Annotated in this window: 22 protein-coding genes and 1 pseudogene; 8 read left to right on the top strand and 15 right to left on the bottom strand. The window is 38.6% G+C overall.

Annotated features, from left to right (window positions below):
- Nucleotides 1-218: 218 nt before the first annotated feature.
- The 9 genes and pseudogenes from PSI14_RS00115 to yegD form a co-directional block, all read right to left on the bottom strand.
- Nucleotides 219-377 carry a DUF2474 domain-containing protein gene (locus tag PSI14_RS00115; RefSeq protein WP_273573800.1) on the bottom strand — a complete coding sequence of 53 codons (159 nt, stop codon included), beginning with the start codon at nucleotides 375-377 and terminating at the stop codon, nucleotides 219-221.
- The gene (gene cydB / locus PSI14_RS00110; RefSeq protein WP_273573799.1) at nucleotides 358-1,365 is read right to left on the bottom strand and encodes a cytochrome d ubiquinol oxidase subunit II; all 1,008 of its coding nucleotides are present in this window, start codon (nucleotides 1,363-1,365) and stop codon (nucleotides 358-360) included. Before cydB ends, PSI14_RS00115 begins: the two co-directional genes overlap by 20 nt.
- Nucleotides 1,355-2,704: a cytochrome ubiquinol oxidase subunit I gene (locus PSI14_RS00105; protein WP_273573798.1), complete on the bottom strand. Its 1,350-nt coding sequence runs from the start codon at nucleotides 2,702-2,704 to the stop codon at nucleotides 1,355-1,357. Before PSI14_RS00105 ends, cydB begins: the two co-directional genes overlap by 11 nt.
- Nucleotides 2,705-3,339: 635 nt before the next feature.
- Nucleotides 3,340-4,206 (bottom strand): 2OG-Fe(II)-dependent halogenase WelO5 family protein, encoded by an 867-nt coding sequence (locus PSI14_RS00100; protein ID WP_273573797.1) that lies wholly within the window; start codon nucleotides 4,204-4,206, stop codon nucleotides 3,340-3,342.
- Between the two features lie 2 nt (nucleotides 4,207-4,208).
- Nucleotides 4,209-5,156 (bottom strand): fatty acid desaturase family protein, encoded by a 948-nt coding sequence (locus tag PSI14_RS00095; RefSeq protein WP_273573796.1) that lies wholly within the window; start codon nucleotides 5,154-5,156, stop codon nucleotides 4,209-4,211.
- 191 nt (nucleotides 5,157-5,347) lie between these two features.
- Nucleotides 5,348-6,439 (bottom strand): amidinotransferase, encoded by a 1,092-nt coding sequence (locus PSI14_RS00090; RefSeq protein ID WP_273573794.1) that lies wholly within the window; start codon nucleotides 6,437-6,439, stop codon nucleotides 5,348-5,350.
- Nucleotides 6,440-6,777: 338 nt separating this feature from the next.
- Nucleotides 6,778-7,644 carry a DMT family transporter gene (locus PSI14_RS00085; protein ID WP_273573793.1) on the bottom strand — a complete coding sequence of 289 codons (867 nt, stop codon included), beginning with the start codon at nucleotides 7,642-7,644 and terminating at the stop codon, nucleotides 6,778-6,780.
- Nucleotides 7,645-7,694: 50 nt separating this feature from the next.
- A pseudogene (locus PSI14_RS00080) lies at nucleotides 7,695-7,886 on the bottom strand (recombinase family protein); the annotation flags it as partial.
- Nucleotides 7,887-8,085: 199 nt separating this feature from the next.
- The gene (gene yegD, locus PSI14_RS00075) at nucleotides 8,086-9,438 is read right to left on the bottom strand and encodes a molecular chaperone (RefSeq protein ID WP_273573792.1); all 1,353 of its coding nucleotides are present in this window, start codon (nucleotides 9,436-9,438) and stop codon (nucleotides 8,086-8,088) included.
- Nucleotides 9,439-9,808: 370 nt separating this feature from the next.
- Here yegD and PSI14_RS00070 point away from each other — a divergent pair, with 370 nt between their 5' ends.
- The 3 genes from PSI14_RS00070 to PSI14_RS00060 all read left to right on the top strand — a co-directional run bounded on the left by PSI14_RS00070 (nucleotide 9,809) and on the right by PSI14_RS00060 (nucleotide 13,374).
- Nucleotides 9,809-10,951 carry a hypothetical protein gene (locus PSI14_RS00070; RefSeq protein ID WP_273573791.1) on the top strand — a complete coding sequence of 381 codons (1,143 nt, stop codon included), beginning with the start codon at nucleotides 9,809-9,811 and terminating at the stop codon, nucleotides 10,949-10,951.
- 305 nt (nucleotides 10,952-11,256) lie between these two features.
- Nucleotides 11,257-12,678, top strand: a complete 1,422-nt coding sequence (locus PSI14_RS00065; RefSeq protein WP_273573790.1) for an aminotransferase-like domain-containing protein — start codon at nucleotides 11,257-11,259, stop codon at nucleotides 12,676-12,678.
- 126 nt (nucleotides 12,679-12,804) lie between these two features.
- Nucleotides 12,805-13,374 (top strand): HutD/Ves family protein, encoded by a 570-nt coding sequence (locus PSI14_RS00060; RefSeq protein WP_273573789.1) that lies wholly within the window; start codon nucleotides 12,805-12,807, stop codon nucleotides 13,372-13,374.
- A gap of 92 nt (nucleotides 13,375-13,466) precedes the next feature.
- Here the strand turns inward: PSI14_RS00060 and PSI14_RS00055 are convergent, their stop codons facing one another.
- A complete protein-coding gene (locus PSI14_RS00055) occupies nucleotides 13,467-14,126 on the bottom strand; it encodes a 50S ribosomal protein L11 methyltransferase (protein WP_273573788.1) in 660 nt (219 codons plus the stop codon).
- Between the two features lie 434 nt (nucleotides 14,127-14,560).
- On the opposite strand from PSI14_RS00055, the gene rnd reads away from it, so the two are divergent.
- Nucleotides 14,561-15,718 (top strand): ribonuclease D, encoded by a 1,158-nt coding sequence (gene rnd, locus PSI14_RS00050; protein ID WP_273573787.1) that lies wholly within the window; start codon nucleotides 14,561-14,563, stop codon nucleotides 15,716-15,718.
- Between the two features lie 169 nt (nucleotides 15,719-15,887).
- On the opposite strand, the gene minE is transcribed toward rnd, so the two are convergent.
- Genes minE through minC form a run of 3 tightly spaced genes read right to left on the bottom strand, consistent with a single transcriptional unit; the run spans nucleotide 15,888 to nucleotide 17,680 of the window.
- A complete protein-coding gene (gene minE / locus PSI14_RS00045) occupies nucleotides 15,888-16,157 on the bottom strand; it encodes a cell division topological specificity factor MinE (protein ID WP_045970705.1) in 270 nt (89 codons plus the stop codon).
- Nucleotides 16,158-16,160: 3 nt separating this feature from the next.
- A complete protein-coding gene (gene minD / locus PSI14_RS00040; protein ID WP_273573786.1) occupies nucleotides 16,161-16,973 on the bottom strand; it encodes a septum site-determining protein MinD in 813 nt (270 codons plus the stop codon).
- Nucleotides 16,974-16,996: 23 nt separating this feature from the next.
- Nucleotides 16,997-17,680 carry a septum site-determining protein MinC gene (gene minC, locus PSI14_RS00035; RefSeq protein ID WP_273573785.1) on the bottom strand — a complete coding sequence of 228 codons (684 nt, stop codon included), beginning with the start codon at nucleotides 17,678-17,680 and terminating at the stop codon, nucleotides 16,997-16,999.
- Nucleotides 17,681-17,840: 160 nt separating this feature from the next.
- Between minC and PSI14_RS00030 the strand changes: the two genes are divergently transcribed.
- The 4 genes from PSI14_RS00030 to ycgN all read left to right on the top strand — a co-directional run bounded on the left by PSI14_RS00030 (nucleotide 17,841) and on the right by ycgN (nucleotide 20,454).
- Nucleotides 17,841-18,122 carry a YcgL domain-containing protein gene (locus PSI14_RS00030; protein ID WP_273574085.1) on the top strand — a complete coding sequence of 94 codons (282 nt, stop codon included), beginning with the start codon at nucleotides 17,841-17,843 and terminating at the stop codon, nucleotides 18,120-18,122.
- Nucleotides 18,123-18,176: 54 nt separating this feature from the next.
- Complete coding sequence (locus tag PSI14_RS00025) at nucleotides 18,177-19,274, top strand: lytic murein transglycosylase (RefSeq protein WP_273573784.1); 1,098 nt, start codon at nucleotides 18,177-18,179, stop codon at nucleotides 19,272-19,274.
- Nucleotides 19,275-19,341: 67 nt separating this feature from the next.
- Nucleotides 19,342-19,998 (top strand): fumarylacetoacetate hydrolase family protein, encoded by a 657-nt coding sequence (locus PSI14_RS00020; RefSeq protein WP_273573783.1) that lies wholly within the window; start codon nucleotides 19,342-19,344, stop codon nucleotides 19,996-19,998.
- A gap of 21 nt (nucleotides 19,999-20,019) precedes the next feature.
- On the top strand, nucleotides 20,020-20,454 hold the full coding sequence (gene ycgN / locus PSI14_RS00015; protein WP_306309164.1) for a cysteine cluster protein YcgN: 435 nt from the start codon (nucleotides 20,020-20,022) through the stop codon (nucleotides 20,452-20,454).
- 34 nt (nucleotides 20,455-20,488) lie between these two features.
- On the opposite strand, the gene PSI14_RS00010 is transcribed toward ycgN, so the two are convergent.
- Entirely contained in the window at nucleotides 20,489-21,769 is a 1,281-nt protein-coding gene (locus PSI14_RS00010; protein ID WP_273573782.1) for a site-specific integrase, read from the bottom strand.
- 31 nt (nucleotides 21,770-21,800) lie between these two features.
- Nucleotides 21,801-22,049, bottom strand: a complete 249-nt coding sequence (xisR, locus tag PSI14_RS00005) for an excisionase family protein (protein WP_273573781.1) — start codon at nucleotides 22,047-22,049, stop codon at nucleotides 21,801-21,803.
- Nucleotides 22,050-22,191 lie beyond the last annotated feature (142 nt).

Here is a 22,191-nt window from a genome sequence, read left to right as displayed (position 1 = left end):
GGGATATTAGAAAACGCAGGTATTGCTTTTCTTGTTTCAAAATAACTATTTTTCTTTGAACCCTTGAGGGATATAACACAAATAAATTGATAACGATAGCTGTACTGTATAACCAACCTGTTATTGCCACTGGATTGTCAAAGAAGGTTTTCATCAGTTAAACAATCCTCTTGTTGTCCTGATAAAAACCTTAGCTTAATTTATTAAAAAGGTTTTTATCACTTGATTTTCATTCCCGCCATGCTCATTAAGGCGCGAAATAACGTTGATACGGCGTATAAAGCCAGTACACTGCAAAGCCAAATTGTTACCATCCAGCCCAAGCGTTTCCATAATGAAGGGCGTTGTGATGTTGTTTTAATGGTAGCCTTGTTCATGGGTGATTTTTCCTCGGAAGACATAATAACTCCAAAAGGTATAAGTCAGAATGATCGGGATGATGAACAGGGCACCAACCAGCATAAAGCCCAATGATTGAGGCGGGGAAGCCGCCTCTTCATAGCTTATGAAGGGGGGAATAATGTTCGGCCAAATACTGATCCCCAGTCCCGTGAAACCCATGAAAATCAGTAATAGTGCGGTCATGAATGGAGTGTAATGGCTTGATTTTGGGGTGGCTTTCAATAGTTGCCAGCTTGACCACAATACCAGTAATGGTACGGGCATGAAGAAAAATAGATTTGGTAGGCTGAACCATCGCTCTGCAATTGTTGGATGAGCGAGTGGTGTCCAAATACTGATAATGGCAATAATCGCCAACATTAGTAATGCCAAGGGGCGGAGGACACGATACATCTGTTGTTGCAGATGGCCTTCCGTTTTCATCACCAACCAGCCACATCCCAATAAAGCGTAGGCAATGACGAGACCAAATCCACAAAATAGAGGAAAAGGTGCCAGCCAATCCAAATAACCACCGGTATAAACACGATTTTCGACAGGAAAACCTTCAATTACTGCTCCAACGACAGCCCCCTGCATAAAAGTGGCAAGGATTGAACCGACAATAAAGGCCTTATCCCAAAGGTGTTGATGTCTTGGCGTCGCCTTGAAACGAAATTCGAAAGCAACACCACGAAATATCAAGCCCAATAACATAATGGTCAATGGGATTGTCAGCGCATCCAGAATCACAGCATAAGCCAATGGGAACGCGCCAAATAATCCTGCACCTCCCAGCACCAACCAAGTTTCATTGCCATCCCAGACAGGAGCGACAGAATTCATCATTAAATCACGATCGGATTGTTCCTTAATCGTTGGATATAAAATGCCGATTCCAAGATCAAATCCATCCATCACGATATACATCATGGTGCTGAATATGATGATCAGGAACCAAATGAGAGGAAGATCAATGCCCATTTACTGACTCCTTATTTGGGATTTGTGGCAGACCTTTACGGATGAGTTTCATCATATAGGCGTAACCAACACCGAAGACGGCTGCATAGACGGCAAAGAAAATAAGCAGGCTAATACTCATGTGGATTTCGCCATGTGCTGATACCGCATCTTTAGTGCGCATCAAGCCATAGACGACCCACGGTTGACGGCCAATTTCTGTAGTAAACCAACCCGCCAAAATCGCAATAAGGCCAGAAGGTGCCATTAAGAGCATAAAACGGAGGAAGAGCGGGTTTTCATACAGGCGCTTTTTATAACGTAACCATAACCCCCAGATTCCGGCAACAATCATTAAAATTCCCAATCCCACCATGATGCGGAATGACCAAAACACCATAAAAACATTTGGGCGATCTTCCGGGGCGAATTCTTTCAGTGCCGGAACTTGTTTATCCAGACTGTGTGTCAGAATCAAGCTGGCAAGATAGGGGATCTTGACCGCATAATGTGTTTTTTCCGCTTCCTGATTGGGAATACCAAACAGAATCAGCGGGGTGGCTTCACCAGGCGGGTTTTCCCAATGCCCTTCCATAGCGGCGATTTTAGCCGGCTGATGTTTTAACGTATTCAACCCGTGCATATCGCCAATCATGGCTTGTAATGGCGCAATAATCAGGATCATCCACATCGCCATTGACAACATTTTCCGCATAGCGGATGAATCATTTCCTTTCAGCAAATGCCAGGCAGCAGAAGCAGCAATGAAAAACGCCGAGGCCAAAAATGCCGCTGTTCCCATATGCAACAAGCGATAAGGAAAAGATGGGTTGAAAATTACCGCGAACCAATCAACGGGAACAACTTGATTATCAATAATTTCATAGCCTTGTGGTGTTTGCATCCAGCTATTAGAGGCCAATATCCAGAATGTGGAAATAATCGTGCCGAGTGCCACCATACAGGTCGAGAAAAAATGCAATCTTTCTCCGACCCGATGCCAGCCAAACAGCATGACGCCAAGGAATCCGGCCTCAAGGAAAAATGCTGTCAGCACCTCATAAACCAGCAACGGGCCTGTAATCGTCCCGGCAAAATCAGAAAAGAAACTCCAGTTGGTGCCGAATTGATAGGCCATCACCAAACCGGAAACGACTCCCATACCGAAATTGACCGCGAAAATTTTTGACCAAAAGTGGTATAGCGTTTTGTAGTCCGTATTACGTGTTTTCAGCCATAAGCCTTCCAATACCGCCAGAAAGCTGGCCAAGCCTATTGTGATGGCAGGAAAGATAATGTGAAAAGAAACCGTGAATGCAAATTGTATCCTTGCAAGTTCAAGGGCATTTAACCCTAACATAGTGACCTCTTATTGAAATCTATTGGGTATATGGGTAAACGAAATGAGAAAGTGCGGATAAGTAGAACATAGGGACTAGAGGTATAATAGTGACAATTTTTTGTTTATTGACTATAACAGTTTGCGCGAAAGCCAATGATATGGCGTGTTACGAATAAAAAATGGTCATGTATTCAATATCATCGGTACTCAGTTTTCAGCAGCCCGATCCCCTGAACGTTTCTGAAGAAAATCAATTACTGCGATCTTTAACCTTCATGCAGATACACCTGTCTGGCTTCATTTACACGAAACATTACAGCCCTCTTTATTTAAAACGTAGTGAACCTGAAATTCATATAGTTTATGATGCAGCTGTTTATACTTTGCTAAAAAAGCATGGACAGCTACATCATCATTGCGAACAAGTCCGGTCTCGTCTTCAATATGTTGTTCTTTGGGTATAATCCTTATTTTTTACGAGGGCGTTTAGATGGCGACTGTGGAAGTTAAATGTCGATTTTGCAATCAAACAAAGGATGTCAAAAAGCAGGCTCAGTATTATTGAACCTGCTTGTAGCGGGGGTTGAGGTCCAATGATGTAAAAAACCACGTTTACAGGGAATGATTTTCAGTTAAGAATAAAAATCCAAAATTTATGTCCACCAAATAAGTTCATCCTCTTTGTTAAGTCCCATAAAACATGTAATAAGCAGTCGTTTTTCCTGTAATTGGTTAGCATTACCCGTTAAAACAGCATGAATTAAATTTCCATTCAATAAAATTAAATCTCCAGGAGCGATATCAATAATCATACTTTCATGTTCTTTAAGAATATCTTCTGGATATGGGAAGCCGCTATGAGATAGTCCAAGTGCTGAACGAGAAGTGGGATCTGGATCTATATTCCACACTTTCAGTTGCCCTCCACCTTGTGGAACTTCCGCATAAAAATTGACTGCCATTACTTGATTAATAGATTGAATTTCAAAATCTTTTTGCAGAGGATCGCTAAGTTGAGCTAAATCATCATGGGGTAATAGGAGAAATTCTCCGGAATTATTCCAGTAAACGGCTTTAGAATTACTAGCTGCAATCCCGAGATGAGTTGCTGGTCGGATATGTAATAACTTTTCTGATTGAGAATAGATTATTTTTTCCACAAAAAAATCAATAGGGTTAATTGTATCTCGAAATAATTCATTTATTGCAGAGCGGAAATATTCAACTTGTTCTAAATATTCAAGAGTTGTTTTTTCTATATGAGATGCTCCAATAAAATATCCCTCTACTCCATCAATACCTTCTCCAAAACGAGGTTTTCTAGCAGAGGAACTCCAAAAATTATCAATGATTTTCTGTCGTTTTTCTTTTGGTAAAAAATTACGAATACGACACGCTGCAAGATTACTTTCTAAAAGAGATTCTACTGCATTTATATCTATACAATTTTCCGTTTCATGTATTATAAATTCTGTTTTTTTCAATTTATTTCCTGTTAAAGAAAGTTTTTCGTATATCATGTTTATTCCTTGTTCTTATCATTTTTATGCAGTAATTTTCTTTTTATATGTAAAAAACCTAAAATTGCGGGTACTGGGCTAATTATTCTATCTTGTTCTTTAAATTTATCATAATATCTCTCTCGTAATTTAGGTAATTGACTCCAATGAGTGCCGCCTGATATATGGTGTTCCTGATGATATCCATCATTGAATGTCAGTAAATTATATAATATTCCATAATAACTAACAGAGTTGGAAAATTTATTTTCTGGATTGGCTCCATAATGTTCATAATAATTTTGTATATTTACTAGAATAAAAGAAAATAAAATAGAAGGTAAATAGCAAAGCAATGCCCATTTCCAAGATACACTAAATAAAAAAAGCAGGCCAATAAATATTGCAAGTCTATCTAATCGCAATTGATTAATTTCTTTTCTGTTATTAAGTTTGTCTTTTGAAATTAAATTTTTAAAATGACTATCATATTTACTTAACTTATGCCCCCATGAAAACAAAGACCATAATATATGTGGAATTATATTTAATAAAGTTCCTATGCCACCAATAATGGCATATCTCCATAGTGTATTATGTTCATTTTCTTTGCCATTTAAAAAAGTTGATGATAAATCTTTTATAGGATCTCCATTATCATTGTGATATTTATGATGATTCCTAACATGTGTTAAATGATAGGCTTGAATAGATTGCCCTATATTAATTGAATTTAACATAGAAACAAAATTATTCATTATAGATGATACAAACCACGGATTATGAGTAAAGAAATGAGAAATAACAATGATATTGTAAGTGGTAATTAATGACACTATAGTAACATTAACTATCCAGCTGTAAATAGATAACTCATTCCAATTAAATGCTAATGTGATATTTATTATTACATTCAATATACTTAATAAGAATAATATAGCATCTTTTTTAGAAGATTTCCAAATTTTCATATTCATCCTTTTTCATTAATATGGTGCATTAAAAATCTATTTTATTTTTCAGACTAAATAAATCTACTAATCATTAGAAATAAGTAGATCATTTTCGCAACTTATCATGATTGAGATAAAGTAGGAGTGATCTACTAAATTTTATAAATTAAATTCTCTATTTTGAAATAAAATTGGTTAAATTCTAATGCTTAAAAATATGATTGTAGACTGCCTCGACGCCTTACATCTAGAGTTGCGCAGTGGAAAGAACCACCAAAACTATTAAAATGTCTAAAATTACATGGTATTGGCGTAAATCCCCAGCGCTTCATTGCTGCTATCATTGGTTCATCTTGTTTTTCGACAATGACTCTATTTTCATCCAACATCAGAATATTCATATTAATCCATTTGCTAGTCATATACAAAGGATGATCATCAGGTATAATTGGATTTGGTGCATGAAAAACATCCCACTCTTTGAATAAGTCAGGAATTTTTGATACTTTTTTAGGGTTAACTAGTAACTTGCCTGGTGCCATAGGTACAAATGTTGCGTCAATATGCATTGGATTTGGATCGTCAAATTCAAATACATGTATTTTATATTCATTTCCAATATGCCGCCTTAGCCATTCAATACCAAAATCATTTGTTACATGGCTTTTTTGAGCAATAATATCTCTACCACAACGATAGAAATCTGCTGCATCAAAAGTTGGTTCAAATTCAGTAACAGCCAGGGAAACTTTTCCTTGTATATTACTCTCTTTCTCCCAATTCAAATTATATAGCTCATCCGTTAGTTGTGGTTTAGGTGCAGCATTCCACTTAGCGCCAGACTTAAAATATTCTTTTAATAAAGTTTTATAAGCAGAAGATTCAAAATAGCGAGATCTCCACGCCAATGGGCATTCAATTATATTATCACCAATTACCAAAAGTACATCTCTGGGCATAGCGCAATATAAACCAGTACTGCTCCATCCCGGTGCACCAAAAACCGCTGATTGATCTTGTATATCAGGACGACGAACTTTGACCCCTTCACTTTCAAGTATATGGACGAATTCTTCCAATTCTTTAGAAGCTAATTCTATAAGTTCCTTAGGGAAAGAACGCCCAGAATTTCTTTGGAAATTAACGACTTGATTAGAAGGTAAAACAGGTTCTAGTGCCATATGCCATGAAGGAAATCTGGCGCCATTAACAATACCTACGATAACCTCTTCAAGTGGGTCCCACTCAGCAAATGAACTTACTGGAGACTTAGGTAATTCTGAATAATGCATATTTTTCATATTATGACCTTATTTATTAAATCAAAAAGCAAATATTTATTTAACAAAAGAAGAATACAATTTAAAAATAAATATTGACAATCCCTATTAACAATCATTTTTTAATAATATTTCAAGTTTTGAAGGAATAATTTTATAATGTTATGATTAGCGAGGTTTCACTTAGGATGAAGGTATGCGGGAATACGAGAAAATTACATCATTATAATCTTATGAAATAAATTAATGGAATAGGTGGATAACTATGATATAAAAGGAGTAGCAGGATGAGACGCTAACGCTTTATCCTGCCAGATGTTTTATTTTTATTAACGTAATTTAATTAATATGATAAACAATTACAAATGTTTTTTTTCTTTTACATGAAAAATAATGACCAAGCCAAATATTATTGCAATCATACCAATAATACTTAAATTAGATAATTTATTACCCAAAAACAAATAATCCATTATTGCAGTTACACCTGGAACAAGATAAAACAAACTAGTCACATTGACTAAATTACCAGTCATAATTAATCGATAAAGTAATAATTGGGCGGCAACAGAAATAACTAAACCAAGCCATAATACAGGGATAATAAATCCTATCGTAGGTTCAATATGAAAAGGTTTAAAAGGAACAAACAATAAACACATAAATAGACTAACACCATATTGTAATGGTAAAACTTCAGATGGCGGTTGTTGGATTTGCTTCTGAAATATAGCACCTATACTCATACAAATTAGTGCAAATAAAGCAAAGAAAGTTCCCGATAGAGAGAATTTAGCGCTTATTATTCCTTGAAATACAACAAGTATTAATCCAATCAAAGATACTAATAATCCTGTAAAACGACGGATAGAGAAATGTCTTTCCATAAACCAAAGTGTGATAATTGGTTGTATCCCCATTATTGTTGCTAAAACGCCAGGAGTGATTCCATGTTCTAATGCGAGGAAATAAAAAATAGAATACCCACCGATGATTAATAAACCTACTCCAGCCACTTTTTTGCTGCTTCCTGGTGCAGGAAGATAACGTTTTTTTGATATGCAGAGTAACAATAAAAATAAAAAAGCAATAGAAAAACGTACAGTTAAAATAGCAAATGAAGAACTATGATTTAATCCCCAACGGGAAAATATAGCGCCACTACTCCATAATAAAACAAAAAGAAAAATTGACCCATAGTTACTCCAAAGTGTTTTTATGTTCATATAACTTTTCCTGTTTATTGGAATAAATACAAATTGTTATCGTAAAAAATTTTGACCAAGACCAAATCGCCATCCTCGACTTTAAGGCGTAACAGCTCCAGACTTTTTCTTTCCGCATGGCTACCGGATGCTTTATTACTAAAAATACGGCTGTCTTTCACTCCGGCCTCTTTAAGTGCTTTTACCTGAATATCGAGGAACTGTTGGCTGGTTGATACCCTTGCGTAACCAAAAAGTCTCATGAAAAAGTCTCCAAAATCGAATGTCGGACAATTAACATCCATTACGTCAATATATCGATTTAATGGATACATAAACAATACCCTTGAAATCTAGGCTTATTGCCGGAGGGGATTCGAAAGGGGGAATTGAGACCATTGCATGTTTTTTTACATCATTGGACTTCAACCCCCACAATTGGACTTCAACCCCCACAGCCTATCAAGCAAAACAAATTTTTGCCCAGCGTGCCAGGCCTGTCGTCACTGAGCCGAAGTAGTTACCACCAACCAGCGGGATACCCGGCAACTCTTGTTCAACTGCCTGACGGAGGACAGGTGAACTGGCTGAACCACCTGTCATAAAGATCACATCGGGTTGAATTCCACCTTGTGCTACCGCTTCGCTAACCAACTTTGCCATTTTCTCTTTAGTGGATGTGATCGCGGCAATCATTTGATCACGTTGGATGTTAACTTCAATAATCTCTGATAATAGATTAAGTTTAACTTGATGCTCAGACAGATTTGAAAGTGCAATTTTAGCTTCTTCTGCACTGCGAACAAGGCTATAGCCTAATGTGTCTTGGTACACTTTCAATAAGCGGGCTAATTTCTCAGGTTCTTGGGCATCTCTGTGCAAGGATTTTAATGCTGTCAAATTCTGGCGAGAGTAGAACTCTTTCTGAGCCTGTACATCATTAATGGCGATAGGGTTCCAGAATTGCGTCAGTGGCATATCAATACCAGAAGCAACTTTGCTTCCCAATCCAAAAGGGTGCATCAGCTGTTTGAAGGTCAGGTTAATATCTAAATCATTTCCCCCGATACGCTGGCCAGTGTGTGCCAGTAAGCTGTCATTGCGCTCAGATTTACCTCGCCAGCTTGGCCCCATTTGAATGAGGGAGCAGTCAGTTGTTCCGCCGCCAATATCAACTACCAATACAGTTTTGTCTTCTGTCAGTGTAGCTTCATATTCCAAACCTGCTGCCACTGGCTCAAATTGAAACTCAATATTACGAAAACCAGCGCGTTTTGCCGCATTAAGTAGAATTCCCTCAGCTTGCTGATTCGATTTATCGCCACCACGTCCATGAAAATTAATTGGACGGCCAATTACGACATCGTCGACAGTTTGCTGTTTATTAGCTTCGACTTGTTGTTTGATATTCACCATCATGGCGCAAACCAGATCCTCAAAAAAACTAATTTGAGTATCTCTTAAACCCATTGCACCCAAAAAAGACTTCGGTGATTTAACGTAGTAAACGTCTTGAGGATCTTCTAAATATCGAGCCAATGCTTCTTGCCCAAAGACGAGATCATCTGGTAGGAGTTCGATACCTTCCTCACGATTTACAGTAATTGCGCTACGAAGCAGTTGTTCACCTGCTTGATTAATTGGGCTGATATTCCAGTGGCGAAATAAATGCTCGGAAACTGATTCTCGGGTCGGTGCAGCCAGAGCGGAAGGCATGTAGAAGTTATCATTTTCAATAGCAATTAGCTGTGGCGTATCTCCGATCATCTCTGCTACCGCGCAATTGGATGTGCCATAGTCAAAACCGATGAACATAGGTTTCCTCATCTTTAATCGTGGAAAATTCTAAAAGGGCGACGATGCTATCCTAAATAGCAGCCTTGCTGCAACTTGAAATCCATTGGGTATATTTGGTAAGAAACTATTTCTAACTGGAATGATTTTTTCAAGTGAACTACGGTTTTGAAATTTTGCTTAGGATAAATCTATGCGTCATATTAGATGCTTATCTAATGTAACTTACAACATTAGATGTTTTCCATTTATGGAATTATAGTATATTTAATTCTAATGTTGTGATAACGTCATTATTGGCTTAATTAGCCTATTGTTTGAGTCGATTTTTTTATTAAAAGTAACATTGCTAATATATTAATTAATTCTAAAGTTTGTTTGAGGTGATATCATGGAAAAGAATATTATGGTGGTTTTCGGTTATGAAAAACTTAGGGAGAATTATTTAAAAGAATTATATAGTCAAAGGGAAAATGGCGATGTATATATAACTATAGATATTTTAAATCATATTATAGGGGTTGATTTTTCAAGAGATGACAATAAAGATTTAAAATCAATGAGATGTCTTATAGAGAATGACGGTGGAACTGAATATCATTTTTATAATACATCCAGTAATCATTCTGATACTTATTTAATTGATTATATATCAAGATTTTATCAATATGTTTCCGGCCTTGCCTGTGGAAATAAAATGCATTTGATGACAAATGAAAAAATAATGGAAATAAAGAGAGCTATAGATGAAAATTCAGTTAATTGTTTATTGCGTAGTTGGAGTAATTTTCTAAAAAAGGAATTTTATCAGATATCACTCCATGATACTTTTTCTAGAAGAACGGAAAGTAGTAATAAAAATGGAAGTGGGAAATTTTATGCTAATTACATGGCGGGTTTTCTAGCAAAAAATATTCCTTTTATGTATGTAAATGAAAGGGAAAAACACGAGAAAAAGATGAAGCTTGGAAAATCAACTGATTATAAAACACCATTTAATGCTGGCTTGTTTAATAGTCTCAGAGACAAGGATTACACTGCTAATGCTTTTGGAAATTATCTTAGGAGTGATAAAGAAGGTATTTCAAATATTTTGAAGCTTAAGGAAGAAGCTGACCAAATTAAATTGGATAAAGATAGTAAGCAGGATATTTATGATAAGAAAATTCATGGAGAGATAATTTCAAAAACTTTCATGAGATCATATTGGAGAAAAATATCAAAACTTTCTGTTGATTGGGTTGAAGCAGAAGCAAAAAATCCTAATTCACCAATCAAGGGATTACTGTTTTACATGGAGAAAAATATTCCCTTTAATAAATATAATGCAAGGGAAAACATAAACAAACTAAAGTTTGAATCTAATTATAGACATTGTGATTACAAAAATATTGGTTCTCTTGATTATCATTCTGCTATTACTGACTCAGAGTATAGATATGCACAAAAAAGAAGAAATCAGAATATAGAGGAAGTTCGTGTTAATGATAAAAATATCCTTAACCGTATTAGAAAATTTATGAATAAAATATAATAAATACTGATTTTAATCTGCTAAAAATAGACATATGAAGCTCATCTTTTTAGGACTGATTTATTTATCTTGGTCATCAAGTGATTTCTGTTTCTGAGGATACAAAGTATAATATTGTAAATTTTCAGATGACTACCTATATACCCAATGGATTTCAAGATGCGTCGCGGCGGCAAGGGAGCGAATCTCCGGGAGCATAGATAACTCTATGTTCATAACAACGGTGACTATGGTGAGTGAGTGCAGCCAACAAAGGGGCCACTTGAAAGACGAAGGGTATAACAGTTTAAACAAAGGCCAAGCATATGACGCGTTACGAACAATTGGCTGGAATGATCCGCCAACAAATAGAGGATGATATTTGGCAAGTGGGTGATAGGTTACCCTCGCTGAGGGAATCGGTGAAATCATCAGGCCTGAGTTTAATGACGGTGCTACAAGCCTACCAGTTGCTTGAAAGTCAGGGATGGATAGTGGCGCGCCCACAATCAGGGTATTATGTTGCCACCCGATTAAAACCTTTTGCGGCAGCAAAGGGGGGGAAAGAACTGAATTTAAGTGAAAATGTGGAGATCAGCGCGTCTATTTTTGATGTTTTGCAGGCATGCAAAGATCCGCAAATCATTCCTTTCGGTTCGGCATTTCCTGATCCTTCTTTATTAATAGAGCCTAAATTGTCAAAAATATTGGCTTCAGTTGCCCGTCGCTTTGTTCCGCATAGTTCCTTGGCAAATCTGCCTCCGGGAAATGAAAAATTACGGCGCAATATATCCCGTCGCTATGCTTCCCACGGTATCCATGTTTCTCCTGATGAAATTGTCATTACTGCCGGGGCAATGGAATCATTGAGTTTCAGTTTGCAATCGGTAACTTCCCCGGGTGATTGGGTAGTGATTGAATCACCTGCTTTTTATGGGGTGCTACAGGCGATAGAACGGTTACGCTTGAAAGCCATTGCCATTAAAACAGATCCGCATACAGGCATTGATTTGGGTACATTAGAAGAGATTGTGCAGAAATATCCCATAAAAGCCTGTTGGTTGATGTCGCGTTTTCAAAACCCATTGTGCAGCACCATGCCATTTGAAAATAAGCAGCGATTGGTAGAGATTTTGAATCAGAACCAGATCGCCCTGATTGAAGATGATGTATATGGTGAATTGTATTTCGAACAAGAGCCTCCGGCACCAATAAAAGCATGGGATACAGAAAACAATTTCATGCACTGTTCATCATTTTCAAAATGTCTTGCTCCCGGTTATCGGGTAGGCTGGGTTGCAGCGGGCAAACATGCGAAGAGAATTCAGCAATTACAGATGATGAGCACGGTGTCTGCCAGTACGCCAACACAGTTGGCGATTGCGGATTATCTGGCGCAGGGGGGATATGATAATCATCTGCGTCGATTGAGGCGGCAGTTGGAGCAACGACAAAGCCGGATGTTATGGGCAATCAGTGAATACTTTCCTCAATCAGTGAAAGTAAACAGTGCGCGTGGTGGCTATTTTCTCTGGCTGGAATTTGAACCATCTTTTAATGCCAACCGGCTTTATCAACTGGCATTGGCAAAGAATATCAGCATTGCGCCGGGCAGCATGTTTTCCACTAGCTCTCAATTTGATCATGCCTTTCGCTTGAATACTTCATTTGCATGGAGTGAAATTCAGGTTTTGGCAATGAAAGAACTGGGGAATATATGCCACATGCTTTTAAGGGAATTCGGGTAATCAATCACATTTCGACTATCTTGAGATTGTCGTAAGGGAAATTATTTGCGAATGTTTCTGTTAATAATTTGATACTGATTATCTTATGGCTCTATAAACAGAATATAAAAATGGTGAGGGAGTGGCATGAAAATGAAATGTTTCGATTATGCAACATTACCAAGAATGCAATGGTCTGAAGAGAAAGGCGAAACAAGGGATATTGTTTGCTGGCCAGTGTCTGATGATTTCGCTTGGCGAGCCTGTTTTACGACCATTCATCAAAGTGGAATATTGGGGCAATTTCCTGATATTGATCGCTCAATTGTTTTATTAAAAGGGAAGGGAGTTCGCTTGACCAGTCCGGGTTTTTTGGAGCACGAACTGGTGAAAAAAATGACCCCATTTAATTTTTCGGGTGATATTCTGGGTCATGCGGAATTATTGGATGGCCCCGTTCAGTGTTTCAATATAATGACTCGTCGTTCCTGCTGGAATTCCGAGGTTTCATTGGTTTCTGATGAACGTTTATTGCCGACAGCGCACAGTGGTGTACTTTATGTCTTAAAAGGTCGCTGGGAAATAACAGGAGCGAATTATGCCCAGCTTGCTTTTGGTCAAGGTGCATGGTGGTTGCCGGATATCCGGGAAGGAGTAATTAAGCCACTGATTGCAGATAGCCAGTTATTGTGGGTTGATTTACGTCCAATTGCGTGAATGAGGTAATTATTTAATATGAGTGGGAAGAGCGGCTTGGTTTTATATCAAGCCGCAATCAAAAAATTCTGTGCTTCCGCTATTTATCGAATTTATTTTTTTATTTCGTGAAAACTCCACCATACCCCAAATTTTTCCTCTCTTTTTTCTTTGTGCATAACGGAATTTTTTTGAAGCATTTTGTAGAATGCCTCCGTTGGGCCAAATTCTGCAAATGTCATAAACATGACTCCTCCATCTGTCAGATAATGACGATACTGACTAAAAAGAGTTTCTCCATAACTCAAGATAGTATGCCCGGAAAGTTTTTTTTCTGACCAAGATTCAGGAGAAATAGGCCCATTAGCAAATATGTAGTCATATTTATTATCGACAGACTCAAAGAGATTACTTTTCATAAAATGGATATCAGTAACCTTATTCAGATAAGCATTGCTTTTAGCATGGTGCAATATATAGTCATCGATATCTGTTGCTATTACCAAAGATGCACCATTAAGGGCAGAGTAAATGGCAAGAACACCACTGCCAGTTCCTATATCAAGAACTTTTTTCCCGGTAAGATCATGATGTTTAATATTTTTTATAAGTAATGGTGTAGAGTGCGTTTGTAATGGAGAAGGAAGAAACACCTGAGGAATAACAGATAATTTAATTCCTGCCAGTGTCATTTTTACAGGAAGTTCTTTATTCGCTCTTAATTTTTCCTGTTCCAACCACCATTCTATATAATTTTTGCAGTTCTTATTCATAGCAAGCTCTTTTTATTTGCAAATATGAAGGATAGATATTTGTGAAAGCCAATACAGTTTCATTTCGAATGACGGAAATAATGGTGCCATCAAGTCTATCAACATGCAGTTAATTGCCGCTATTACAGATTTTGTTATGGGAGTTTTTTGATGGGGATTATCTTAAGCGAAGCTGAAATTATTTAATATGAGTGCAATAAACGGCTTAGTTTTATACTCTTCGTCTTTCAAGTTGCCTCTTTGTTGGCTGCGCTCACTCACCCAGTTACTGTTGTTATGAACATAATGTGAATTCATCAAAATTGTGGCAAGTGGAAAGCATGTCTAATACTATAGAAACAGCTATCCGCGTAAAGGATGTTTAGAGATTTTTATTGTTTGTACATAACTGTGTACATTGTTGAGTTTTTTAGAATTTATGGCCATGTAATATAATGTATTTAAAGGATATTTTGTTGTCTAATTGTAATTACCAGCTGATAACTACCGATGCCCAATTGCAGTCAATCTGTGAGCAGGCAAAGAAGCACGCAAGAATTGTACTAGATACTGAATTTGTACGTACACGGACGTACTATCCCCAATTGGGCTTGATACAACTGTTTGATGGTGAACAGCTTTCTCTGATTGATCCCCTCGAAATTTCGCAATGGAAGCCTTTTAGGGAGCTATTAACTGATCCAAACGTATTGAAATTCATCCATGCTGGTAGTGAAGATTTGGAGGTTTTTAGTAATAGCTTCCAGTGCTTGCCAGAACCCATGATTGATACTCAGGTACTGGCAGCATTTATTGGTCATCCCATATCATGTGGATTTGCAACATTGGTTGCTGAGTATTTACATATTGAATTGGATAAAAGTGAATCCCGCACTGACTGGTTGGCTCGTCCATTGAGTGGAAAGCAATGTCAATACGCTGCGGCAGATGTCTACTATTTATTACCGCTCGCCAATATTTTGATGGAAAAAACAGAGCAGGCAGGATATTTGGATGCGGCAAAAGATGAAAGCAATCTGATAGCCCAACGCCGCAAAGAAATACAGATGCCGGAATCTGCTTATAAAGATATTGGTAACGCATGGCAATTGCGTCCAAGGCAATTGGCTTGTTTGAAAAAATTGGCTGCATGGCGATTAAAACAGGCACGGGAGCGTGATCTGGCGGTCAATTTCGTGATCCGTGAAGAAAATCTATGGCAGGTTGCCCGTTATATGCCAACTTCTTTGGGAGAACTGGATGCTTTGGGATTGAGTGGGCAAGAAATTCGTTGTCATGGCCGCCGATTGTTGGCGATGGTTGCGGATAGTAGGGATACTCCAGAAGAAGAGTGCCCGGCTCAAATTATCAATTTGATTGATTACCCCGATTATCGCAAAGCGTTCAAGGAAATTAAATCATTAGTCACTCAAGTGGGGGAATCCCATCATTTCAGTGCAGAGCTGTTGGCTTCCCGCCGTCAAATCAATCAATTACTTTGCTGGCATTGGAAATTGAAATCGCCGGAGTATCAACCTGAGTTAATCAGGGGCTGGCGTGGCAGGTTATTGGCTGAACCTATTACTGAAATATTGGCAAGCTATTCAGAATAGTAATATGAATATCAGAAGGGTATGCGAAAAGCGGAAAAACAGGTGAAAGGCTAAGTAAAAAGATATCGTTCAAATGTGTGCCTGAATGTTAAATCGGGATACTAATGTATCCCGATTTATTATTCTTGAAAAATCACTGTCTTAAATTAAATAGCGTCATTTGAGGCTGTTATTTGGGCGATTCCTCAACCTCAGGTAATGTTACATTAAGTTCCAGTACAGAAATATCATCATTTTTTTGCTCAAACTGTACAGAAAGCATATCTGGATCGATTTGTACATATTTACAAATTACAGCCAGAATATCCCGTTTCATTTCGGGCAAATAGGCAGGCTCAGAGTCACCACGGCGCCGTTCTGCCACGATGATTTGTAGCCGCTCCTTGGCGATATTGGCTGTCGGTTTTTTTCTCGACAGGAAGAAATCTAACAAAGCCATGCGTTACCCCCCAAACAGGCGTTTTAAAAAGCCCTTTTTTTCTTCTTCGATGAAACGGAAAGGCCGTTCTTCACCGAGTAAACGTAAAACAGTATCTTCGTATGCTTTACCCGCGTCAGAATCTTTGTCCAAAATGACAGGTTCTCCTTGATTGGATGAGCGGAGAACAGATTGATCTTCTGGAATGACACCAAGCAAAGGGATACACAAAATTTCCAGTACATCTTCCATGCTAAGCATATCACCACGGTTTACGCGTCCTGGGTTATAACGTGTCAGCAGAAGATGTTCCTTGATAGGGTCATTACTCTGCTCTGCACGGCGTGATTTGGACGCCAAAATACCTAAAATGCGATCAGAGTCACGAACAGAAGAAACTTCCGGGTTTGTTGTAATAATTGCTTCATCGGCAAAGTAGAGAGCCATCAATGCGCCGCTTTCAATACCTGCAGGTGAATCACAGATAATGAAATCAAATCCCTGTTGATCCAATTCATTCAGAATTTTCTCGACGCCATCTCGGGTAAGGGCTTCTTTATCACGGGTCTGGGAAGCGGGCAGAATATATAGATTTTCTGTGCGTTTATCTTTGATAAGTGCTTGATTCAAGCTGGCATCACCTTGAATGACATTCACGAAGTCAAAAACCACTCGGCGTTCACAGCCCATAATTAGGTCGAGGTTTCGTAAACCGATATCAAAATCGATAACGACGGTTTTTTTCCCTCTTTGGGCGAGACCGGTAGCAATGGCCGCGCTTGAAGTGGTTTTGCCAACGCCACCTTTACCAGATGTAACAACAATAATGCGTGCCATGAAGCGATTCCTTGTTATAAGGGCTAGACTAAGGTTTCAATAGTTAATTCATTGTTCACCAAGCGTAATTTTGCTGCTTTACCAACAAAACGCTCCGGGATTTTCTCGCTGAGCCAATATTGACCTGCAATAGAGGTGAGTTCAGCGTTTAAATGGGTGCAGAAAATCTGGCTTTCTTGATCACCAGATGCGCCTGCCAATACTCGTCCACGCAGCACACCATATATATGAATATTTCCATCAGCGATTAATTCTGCACCAGCGCTCACATTATTTGTCACAATGAGATCACTGTTTGGCGCATAAATTCTTTGTCCTGAACGAACAGGTGTATTAATTATACGAGTTTTTTTGAAAATAGGTTCGGTCGGTTTATTTTCTTGAGTAATAACTTTCTGACTTTTACCTTCTTTCAATAAAGGAAGTCCTGATTTTAGAACAATGTTTCGTTGTTCTTCATCTTGACAACCGCTGAAACCAACAATGCGCAACCCAACTGATTCAATAGCTCGGTGGAGTGCGGGAAGATCTGCACCAACAGGGAGAGCTGATATATTGATAACAACAGGAGCATTTTTCAGGAATTCAGGTGCTTGCTCCATTTTTTCCTGCATGGCTCTATGAATAACTTCCGGCTGATCATCATACAAATGAACGACCGAAAGCGTAAAATTACTGCCTTTTAGCTCAATTGGCGACTGTGACATCGATATTTTGACTCAGCAAGGTTAAGTTTCCCAAAGTAGTTTACACAAACATTTTCCTAGAACAGTCTCTGGGAGACGATATTCTTAAATATAATAAGCATGTTATAGTTAGTGAATTATTCAAGCAAGTCGCAGAGTTAATTTAAAAGAGTTTATGACAATGATTTGTGTAATCTACAGAAGTCCAAAACGTGACCAAACATATCTGTATATTGAAAAAAAAGGTGATTTTTCACGTGTTCCTGAAGATCTGTTAAAGACATTTGGTGAACCTCAATATTCAATGATGATTTCATTATCTGAAAGAAAAAAATTGGCGAATGCTGATATTGAAAAAGTAAAAGCCGCATTGAATGAACAAGGTTTTTACCTGCAAGTACCACCGCCTGTAGAAAGTTTGATCAATAAACATCTGGCTTCAATTAATCCATCCAAGCAATAATAATTGCTGGCGACTGCCTAATCCTGACTTGATCCAGAATTGAGGGGCTGATTTATGAAATTAATCACTGGGCTAACTTTATTGACAGCAACTCTGTTGGTGGGGTGTGGTACATCAAGTGGTAAATCAAATAGTAATCAATTGAACAGTCAATCCATGCCGGCTTTGCTATCTCAAGCAGATGTTAAGGCATTGGAGCATGATTTTCCATTGAATTCCCGCGAATCATCGCAGTTTCCTGCTTATGTGGCTTTGCTGAAACAGCAAGCTCGGGAGAAGGGAATCAGTGAAAAAACATTGGATCGGGCATTTGCCAATATCCATTTTATTTCGCGCGTCATTAAAGCTGATCGTAACCAGCCGGAAAAAAAAGTTACTTTGGATGATTACCTGAAGCGTGCCTTGCCAGCCGGGAAGATCGAACAGGGCGTCAAGCAATATGAAGACAATAAGCTCCAATTAGAAAGGATCAGCCGCAAATACGGTGTACCCAAAGCTTACATTGTTGCTTTGTGGGGTTTAGAAAGTGGTTTTGGGAAAATTCAGGGAAAAGAAGATGTCATTTCGGTATTATCCACGCTGGCTTTTGAGGGACGTCGGGAAGCATTGTTTATAAAACAGTTATTGGCAGCGTTAACAATAATTGAAAATCAATATATCAATGAAGATCAAAAGCTAAAAGGTTCTTGGGCGGGAGCCATGGGGCAAAGTCAATTCATGCCAACATCTTACTTAACGTATGGGGCTGATGGTGATGGTGATGGCAAAATTGATATTTGGAACAATAAAGAGGATGTTTTTGCCTCGACTGCCAATTATCTGCATAAGGAAGGGTGGCAGCAAGATTTACCTTGGGGATATGCCATTTCGTTACCCACAGGCTTTAATACCGCACTGAAAGGCATTAAGCCCGCACAGGGAAAAACCATTGCCCAATGGCAGGCATTGGGGATTTCATCCCCGCATTTTACTAACCTGCCTGCAAATACTAAAGGTTGGATAGTCATCCCTGATGATCTGGAACACCGAGCATTCTGGGTAACACAAAATTTCCGCACTATCATGCACTGGAATCGTTCTTATTATTTTGCACTCAGTGTTGGTATGATGGCGGACGGCATTATGCAACGTACTCATTTCCTGAATCACTGAAAATCGGATCTTGAAAGCATCAAATTTGTGATTATCGGGTTTGAAAACAAGATAAAGGAAGAATGTTATGTACCAGCATCGGGATTGGCAGGGCGCATTGTTGGATTTTCCTGCTAATAAAGTTGTTTGTGTAGGCAGTAATTACGACAAGCATATGAAAGAGATGGGCTCCCAATCCACTGAAGAGCCGGTGATATTCATCAAACCTGAAACGGCGCTGTGTGATCTGTGTCAGCCTATTTTCATCCCGCAGGAATTGGGTTCTGTGCACCACGAAATAGAGTTGGCAGTTTTGATTGGTTCAACACTCAAGAATGCCAATGAAGAGCGAGTCAGTCAGGCGATTGCAGGCTTTGCGGTTGCACTGGATTTGACATTACGTGATTTGCAGCGTGTATTTAAACAGTCAGGGCAGCCTTGGGAAAAAAGCAAAGCATTTGACAGATCATGCCCGATATCAGGGTTTATTCCTGTTAGTACTTTTGAGGATCCACAAAATATCCAGCTTTCTTTGGCTGTAAATGGCGAATTGCGCCAAAATGGCAATACGAGTGACATGCGAACGCCTATCATCCCGCTGATTAGCTATATGTCACGTTTTTTTACCTTGCGCCCGGGCGATATTATCTTGACGGGAACCCCTGAAGGCGTAGGGCCACTACAATCTGGTGATATATTAAACGTTTCTCTCAATGAACACGTTTTGACAACCAGAGTGATTTAACCATGAGGAATGACAGAAATTATGTCTCAACCTTTCTGGCAGGTGAAAACCTTAGAACAAATGACAGACCAAGAGTGGGAAGCTCTATGTGATGGCTGTGGCCAGTGCTGCCTGCATAAGTTGATGGATGAGGATACAGATGAAATTTATTTTACTAATGTTGCCTGCAATCAGCTGAATATTAAAACCTGCCAGTGCAAGAATTATGAAGATCGTTTCAGATACGAACCTGACTGTATCAAATTGACCCGTGAAAACATGAATACTTTTGAATGGCTACCAAAGACATGTGCTTATCGTCTGGTTGGTGAGGGGAGGAAACTTCTTCCGTGGCATCCATTAGTCAGCGGTTCAAAATCGGCAATGCATGTGGAGCTTATTTCTGTTAGGCATATTGCTGTACGTGAAGCAGATGTGGTGAATTGGGAAGACCATATTTTAAACAGACCAGAATAGTTATTTTGTTTTTTGATATAAAAGGGATTTTATATCATGTGACAGATGCTTGGGGCATAGATGGGACATTGGAACTAAAATCGGCATTTAGGATATTTAGTTGATTTTGGTTATTATCACTAATCCATTTGCCATAAACGTGATAAACCATTTGCGCAGAAGTGTGTCCCATTTGAGTAGCAATAAAATTTGGGTTAGCTCCCGCGCTTAAGGCCCAGCACGCAAATGTATGACGTGACTCATACGCTCTTCTATGCCTTATTCCTGCGCGTTTCAATAAATTATTCCAAGTAGCCCCGAATGAGCCAGGGGAATAGCAGTCGCCACCTTTGCCATTTTGGGCTGTTTGCCGAGGAACAAAAACAAATGTACATTCATCGGTACGAGTTCGACCAAATTCGCGAAGATGAACTTTAATTTTGTGTTGCGTTCCTAATTTTGTATGTGCCATTTGATTTTTCAATGCCTGAATAGCGGGTATAGTAAGATTGATGGTTCTATTTCCGCTTTCTGTTTTTGGTGGTGTGAAATGACCTGCAATAGCTAAGTTGCGTTTAACAGTTATAGTCCAGGTTTTAGTATCTATATCCTCCCAAGCCAAGGCACAAATTTCTCCATGCCTCATGCCTGTATTGACCGCTAAGATCCATAAATTTCGTATTTGCTCAGATGGAGCTACACTGAGTAAACGTAGGTATTCATCTTTACTGAGTGGATCTGGTTCTGTTTTACTTTTTCTTAATGGCGAAATATTATTGAATGGAGACTGTTCTATGTATCTGTTTAACTGAGCAAAATGAAACATCCCAGATAAACATGTTAGATAAAGATTGACAGTTCTTACAGACCGACCTTTTCTTAGAGAACGATTTTTTTGGTTGATGCCGCATATTTGATATCCAGTTAACAGCTCTTTTCGGATAGCTAATATGTCCTCATTGGTGATTGATGATACCGGGCGGCTTGCACCTAATATTTCGGTGCAAATTTTAATGTATGAACAATATCTATTATATGCATTCAGTGTTATCTCCATTTGTTTCAAGTTAAGCCATTTTCGTGATAGCTCTTCAAGAGTAACATTGGATTGAACGGTATCTAGTTTTATATGAGAAGATTCAGGGAATTGAGCCGCATAATCGAAGCGCCCAGTTTTTATCTGATAACAGATAGATGTTCTCAGTTCCCCAGCTATTTTTCTATTTTTTGGAGTGTCTGGCACCCTCAAATTCTCACGCACTCGTTTTCCCTTATAGATGAACCATACGCGAAGATTACCCCCATGATTTTCAACTCCAGTTGGGTATTTAGCCATTGTGTTTATTCCTCAATTCATTGATAGATGGTTAAACATTTCTCTGGCGAGGTATTGCTGGGTGTTGACGTTCTATCCAGCTGTCTACCTCGTGCCGATTATACATAATAGGGCTATTATCCTTTGGATGACAATCTCCTGAATAATGTCGATACTCACGACCTTCCATCCATGATTTTTCTCTTGCAGATTTGATGGCATTCTTTGTTAATCCAGTAATAGCCATTAATAATCCCTCTGATACCCATTTATTGGGGTTTATATAAATATATTTATCCATCCTTCATCTCCTTCCTAATAACTCTCACATAATATGCCAGCACAGATTTAGCGCTGAATTTCATGTGATTGAGGGGTTTAAATTTGTGAACATATTTATCGAGAATTGCAGTCACTGCGCTGTCGTCATATTTGGGCGGGTT

Origin of the sequence: Xenorhabdus anantnagensis, assembly GCF_028598555.1 — a bacterium.
In the GTDB taxonomy this organism is placed as follows: Bacteria; Pseudomonadota; Gammaproteobacteria; order Enterobacterales; family Enterobacteriaceae; genus Xenorhabdus; species Xenorhabdus anantnagensis.
This window is presented reverse-complemented; position numbering and strand designations above follow the sequence as displayed.

Excerpts from the sequence above, each read along its gene's own strand:
- PSI14_RS00105 (WP_273573798.1), bottom strand. The coding sequence starts at position 2,704 with ATGTTAGGGTTAAATGCCCTTGAACTTGCAAGGATACAATTTGCATTC.
- PSI14_RS00070 (WP_273573791.1), top strand. The coding sequence starts at position 9,809 with ATGGAAAAGAATATTATGGTGGTTTTCGGTTATGAAAAACTTAGGGAG.
- PSI14_RS00010 (WP_273573782.1), bottom strand. The coding sequence starts at position 21,769 with ATGGCTAAATACCCAACTGGAGTTGAAAATCATGGGGGTAATCTTCGC.
- cydB (WP_273573799.1), bottom strand. The coding sequence starts at position 1,365 with ATGGGCATTGATCTTCCTCTCATTTGGTTCCTGATCATCATATTCAGC.
- PSI14_RS00095 (WP_273573796.1), bottom strand. The coding sequence starts at position 5,156 with ATGAAAATTTGGAAATCTTCTAAAAAAGATGCTATATTATTCTTATTA.
- minD (WP_273573786.1), bottom strand. The coding sequence starts at position 16,973 with ATGGCACGCATTATTGTTGTTACATCTGGTAAAGGTGGCGTTGGCAAA.
- xisR (WP_273573781.1), bottom strand. The coding sequence starts at position 22,049 with ATGGATAAATATATTTATATAAACCCCAATAAATGGGTATCAGAGGGA.
- PSI14_RS00055 (WP_273573788.1), bottom strand. The coding sequence starts at position 14,126 with ATGAATAAGAACTGCAAAAATTATATAGAATGGTGGTTGGAACAGGAA.
- PSI14_RS00025 (WP_273573784.1), top strand. The coding sequence starts at position 18,177 with ATGAAATTAATCACTGGGCTAACTTTATTGACAGCAACTCTGTTGGTG.
- minC (WP_273573785.1), bottom strand. The coding sequence starts at position 17,680 with ATGTCACAGTCGCCAATTGAGCTAAAAGGCAGTAATTTTACGCTTTCG.
- PSI14_RS00060 (WP_273573789.1), top strand. The coding sequence starts at position 12,805 with ATGAAAATGAAATGTTTCGATTATGCAACATTACCAAGAATGCAATGG.
- minE (WP_045970705.1), bottom strand. The coding sequence starts at position 16,157 with ATGGCTTTGTTAGATTTCTTCCTGTCGAGAAAAAAACCGACAGCCAAT.
- PSI14_RS00100 (WP_273573797.1), bottom strand. The coding sequence starts at position 4,206 with ATGATATACGAAAAACTTTCTTTAACAGGAAATAAATTGAAAAAAACA.
- PSI14_RS00020 (WP_273573783.1), top strand. The coding sequence starts at position 19,342 with ATGTACCAGCATCGGGATTGGCAGGGCGCATTGTTGGATTTTCCTGCT.
- ycgN (WP_306309164.1), top strand. The coding sequence starts at position 20,020 with ATGTCTCAACCTTTCTGGCAGGTGAAAACCTTAGAACAAATGACAGAC.
- PSI14_RS00090 (WP_273573794.1), bottom strand. The coding sequence starts at position 6,439 with ATGAAAAATATGCATTATTCAGAATTACCTAAGTCTCCAGTAAGTTCA.
- PSI14_RS00085 (WP_273573793.1), bottom strand. The coding sequence starts at position 7,644 with ATGAACATAAAAACACTTTGGAGTAACTATGGGTCAATTTTTCTTTTT.
- PSI14_RS00065 (WP_273573790.1), top strand. The coding sequence starts at position 11,257 with ATGACGCGTTACGAACAATTGGCTGGAATGATCCGCCAACAAATAGAG.
- PSI14_RS00115 (WP_273573800.1), bottom strand. The coding sequence starts at position 377 with ATGAACAAGGCTACCATTAAAACAACATCACAACGCCCTTCATTATGG.
- rnd (WP_273573787.1), top strand. The coding sequence starts at position 14,561 with ATGTATTTAAAGGATATTTTGTTGTCTAATTGTAATTACCAGCTGATA.
- yegD (WP_273573792.1), bottom strand. The coding sequence starts at position 9,438 with ATGTTCATCGGTTTTGACTATGGCACATCCAATTGCGCGGTAGCAGAG.
- PSI14_RS00030 (WP_273574085.1), top strand. The coding sequence starts at position 17,841 with ATGATTTGTGTAATCTACAGAAGTCCAAAACGTGACCAAACATATCTG.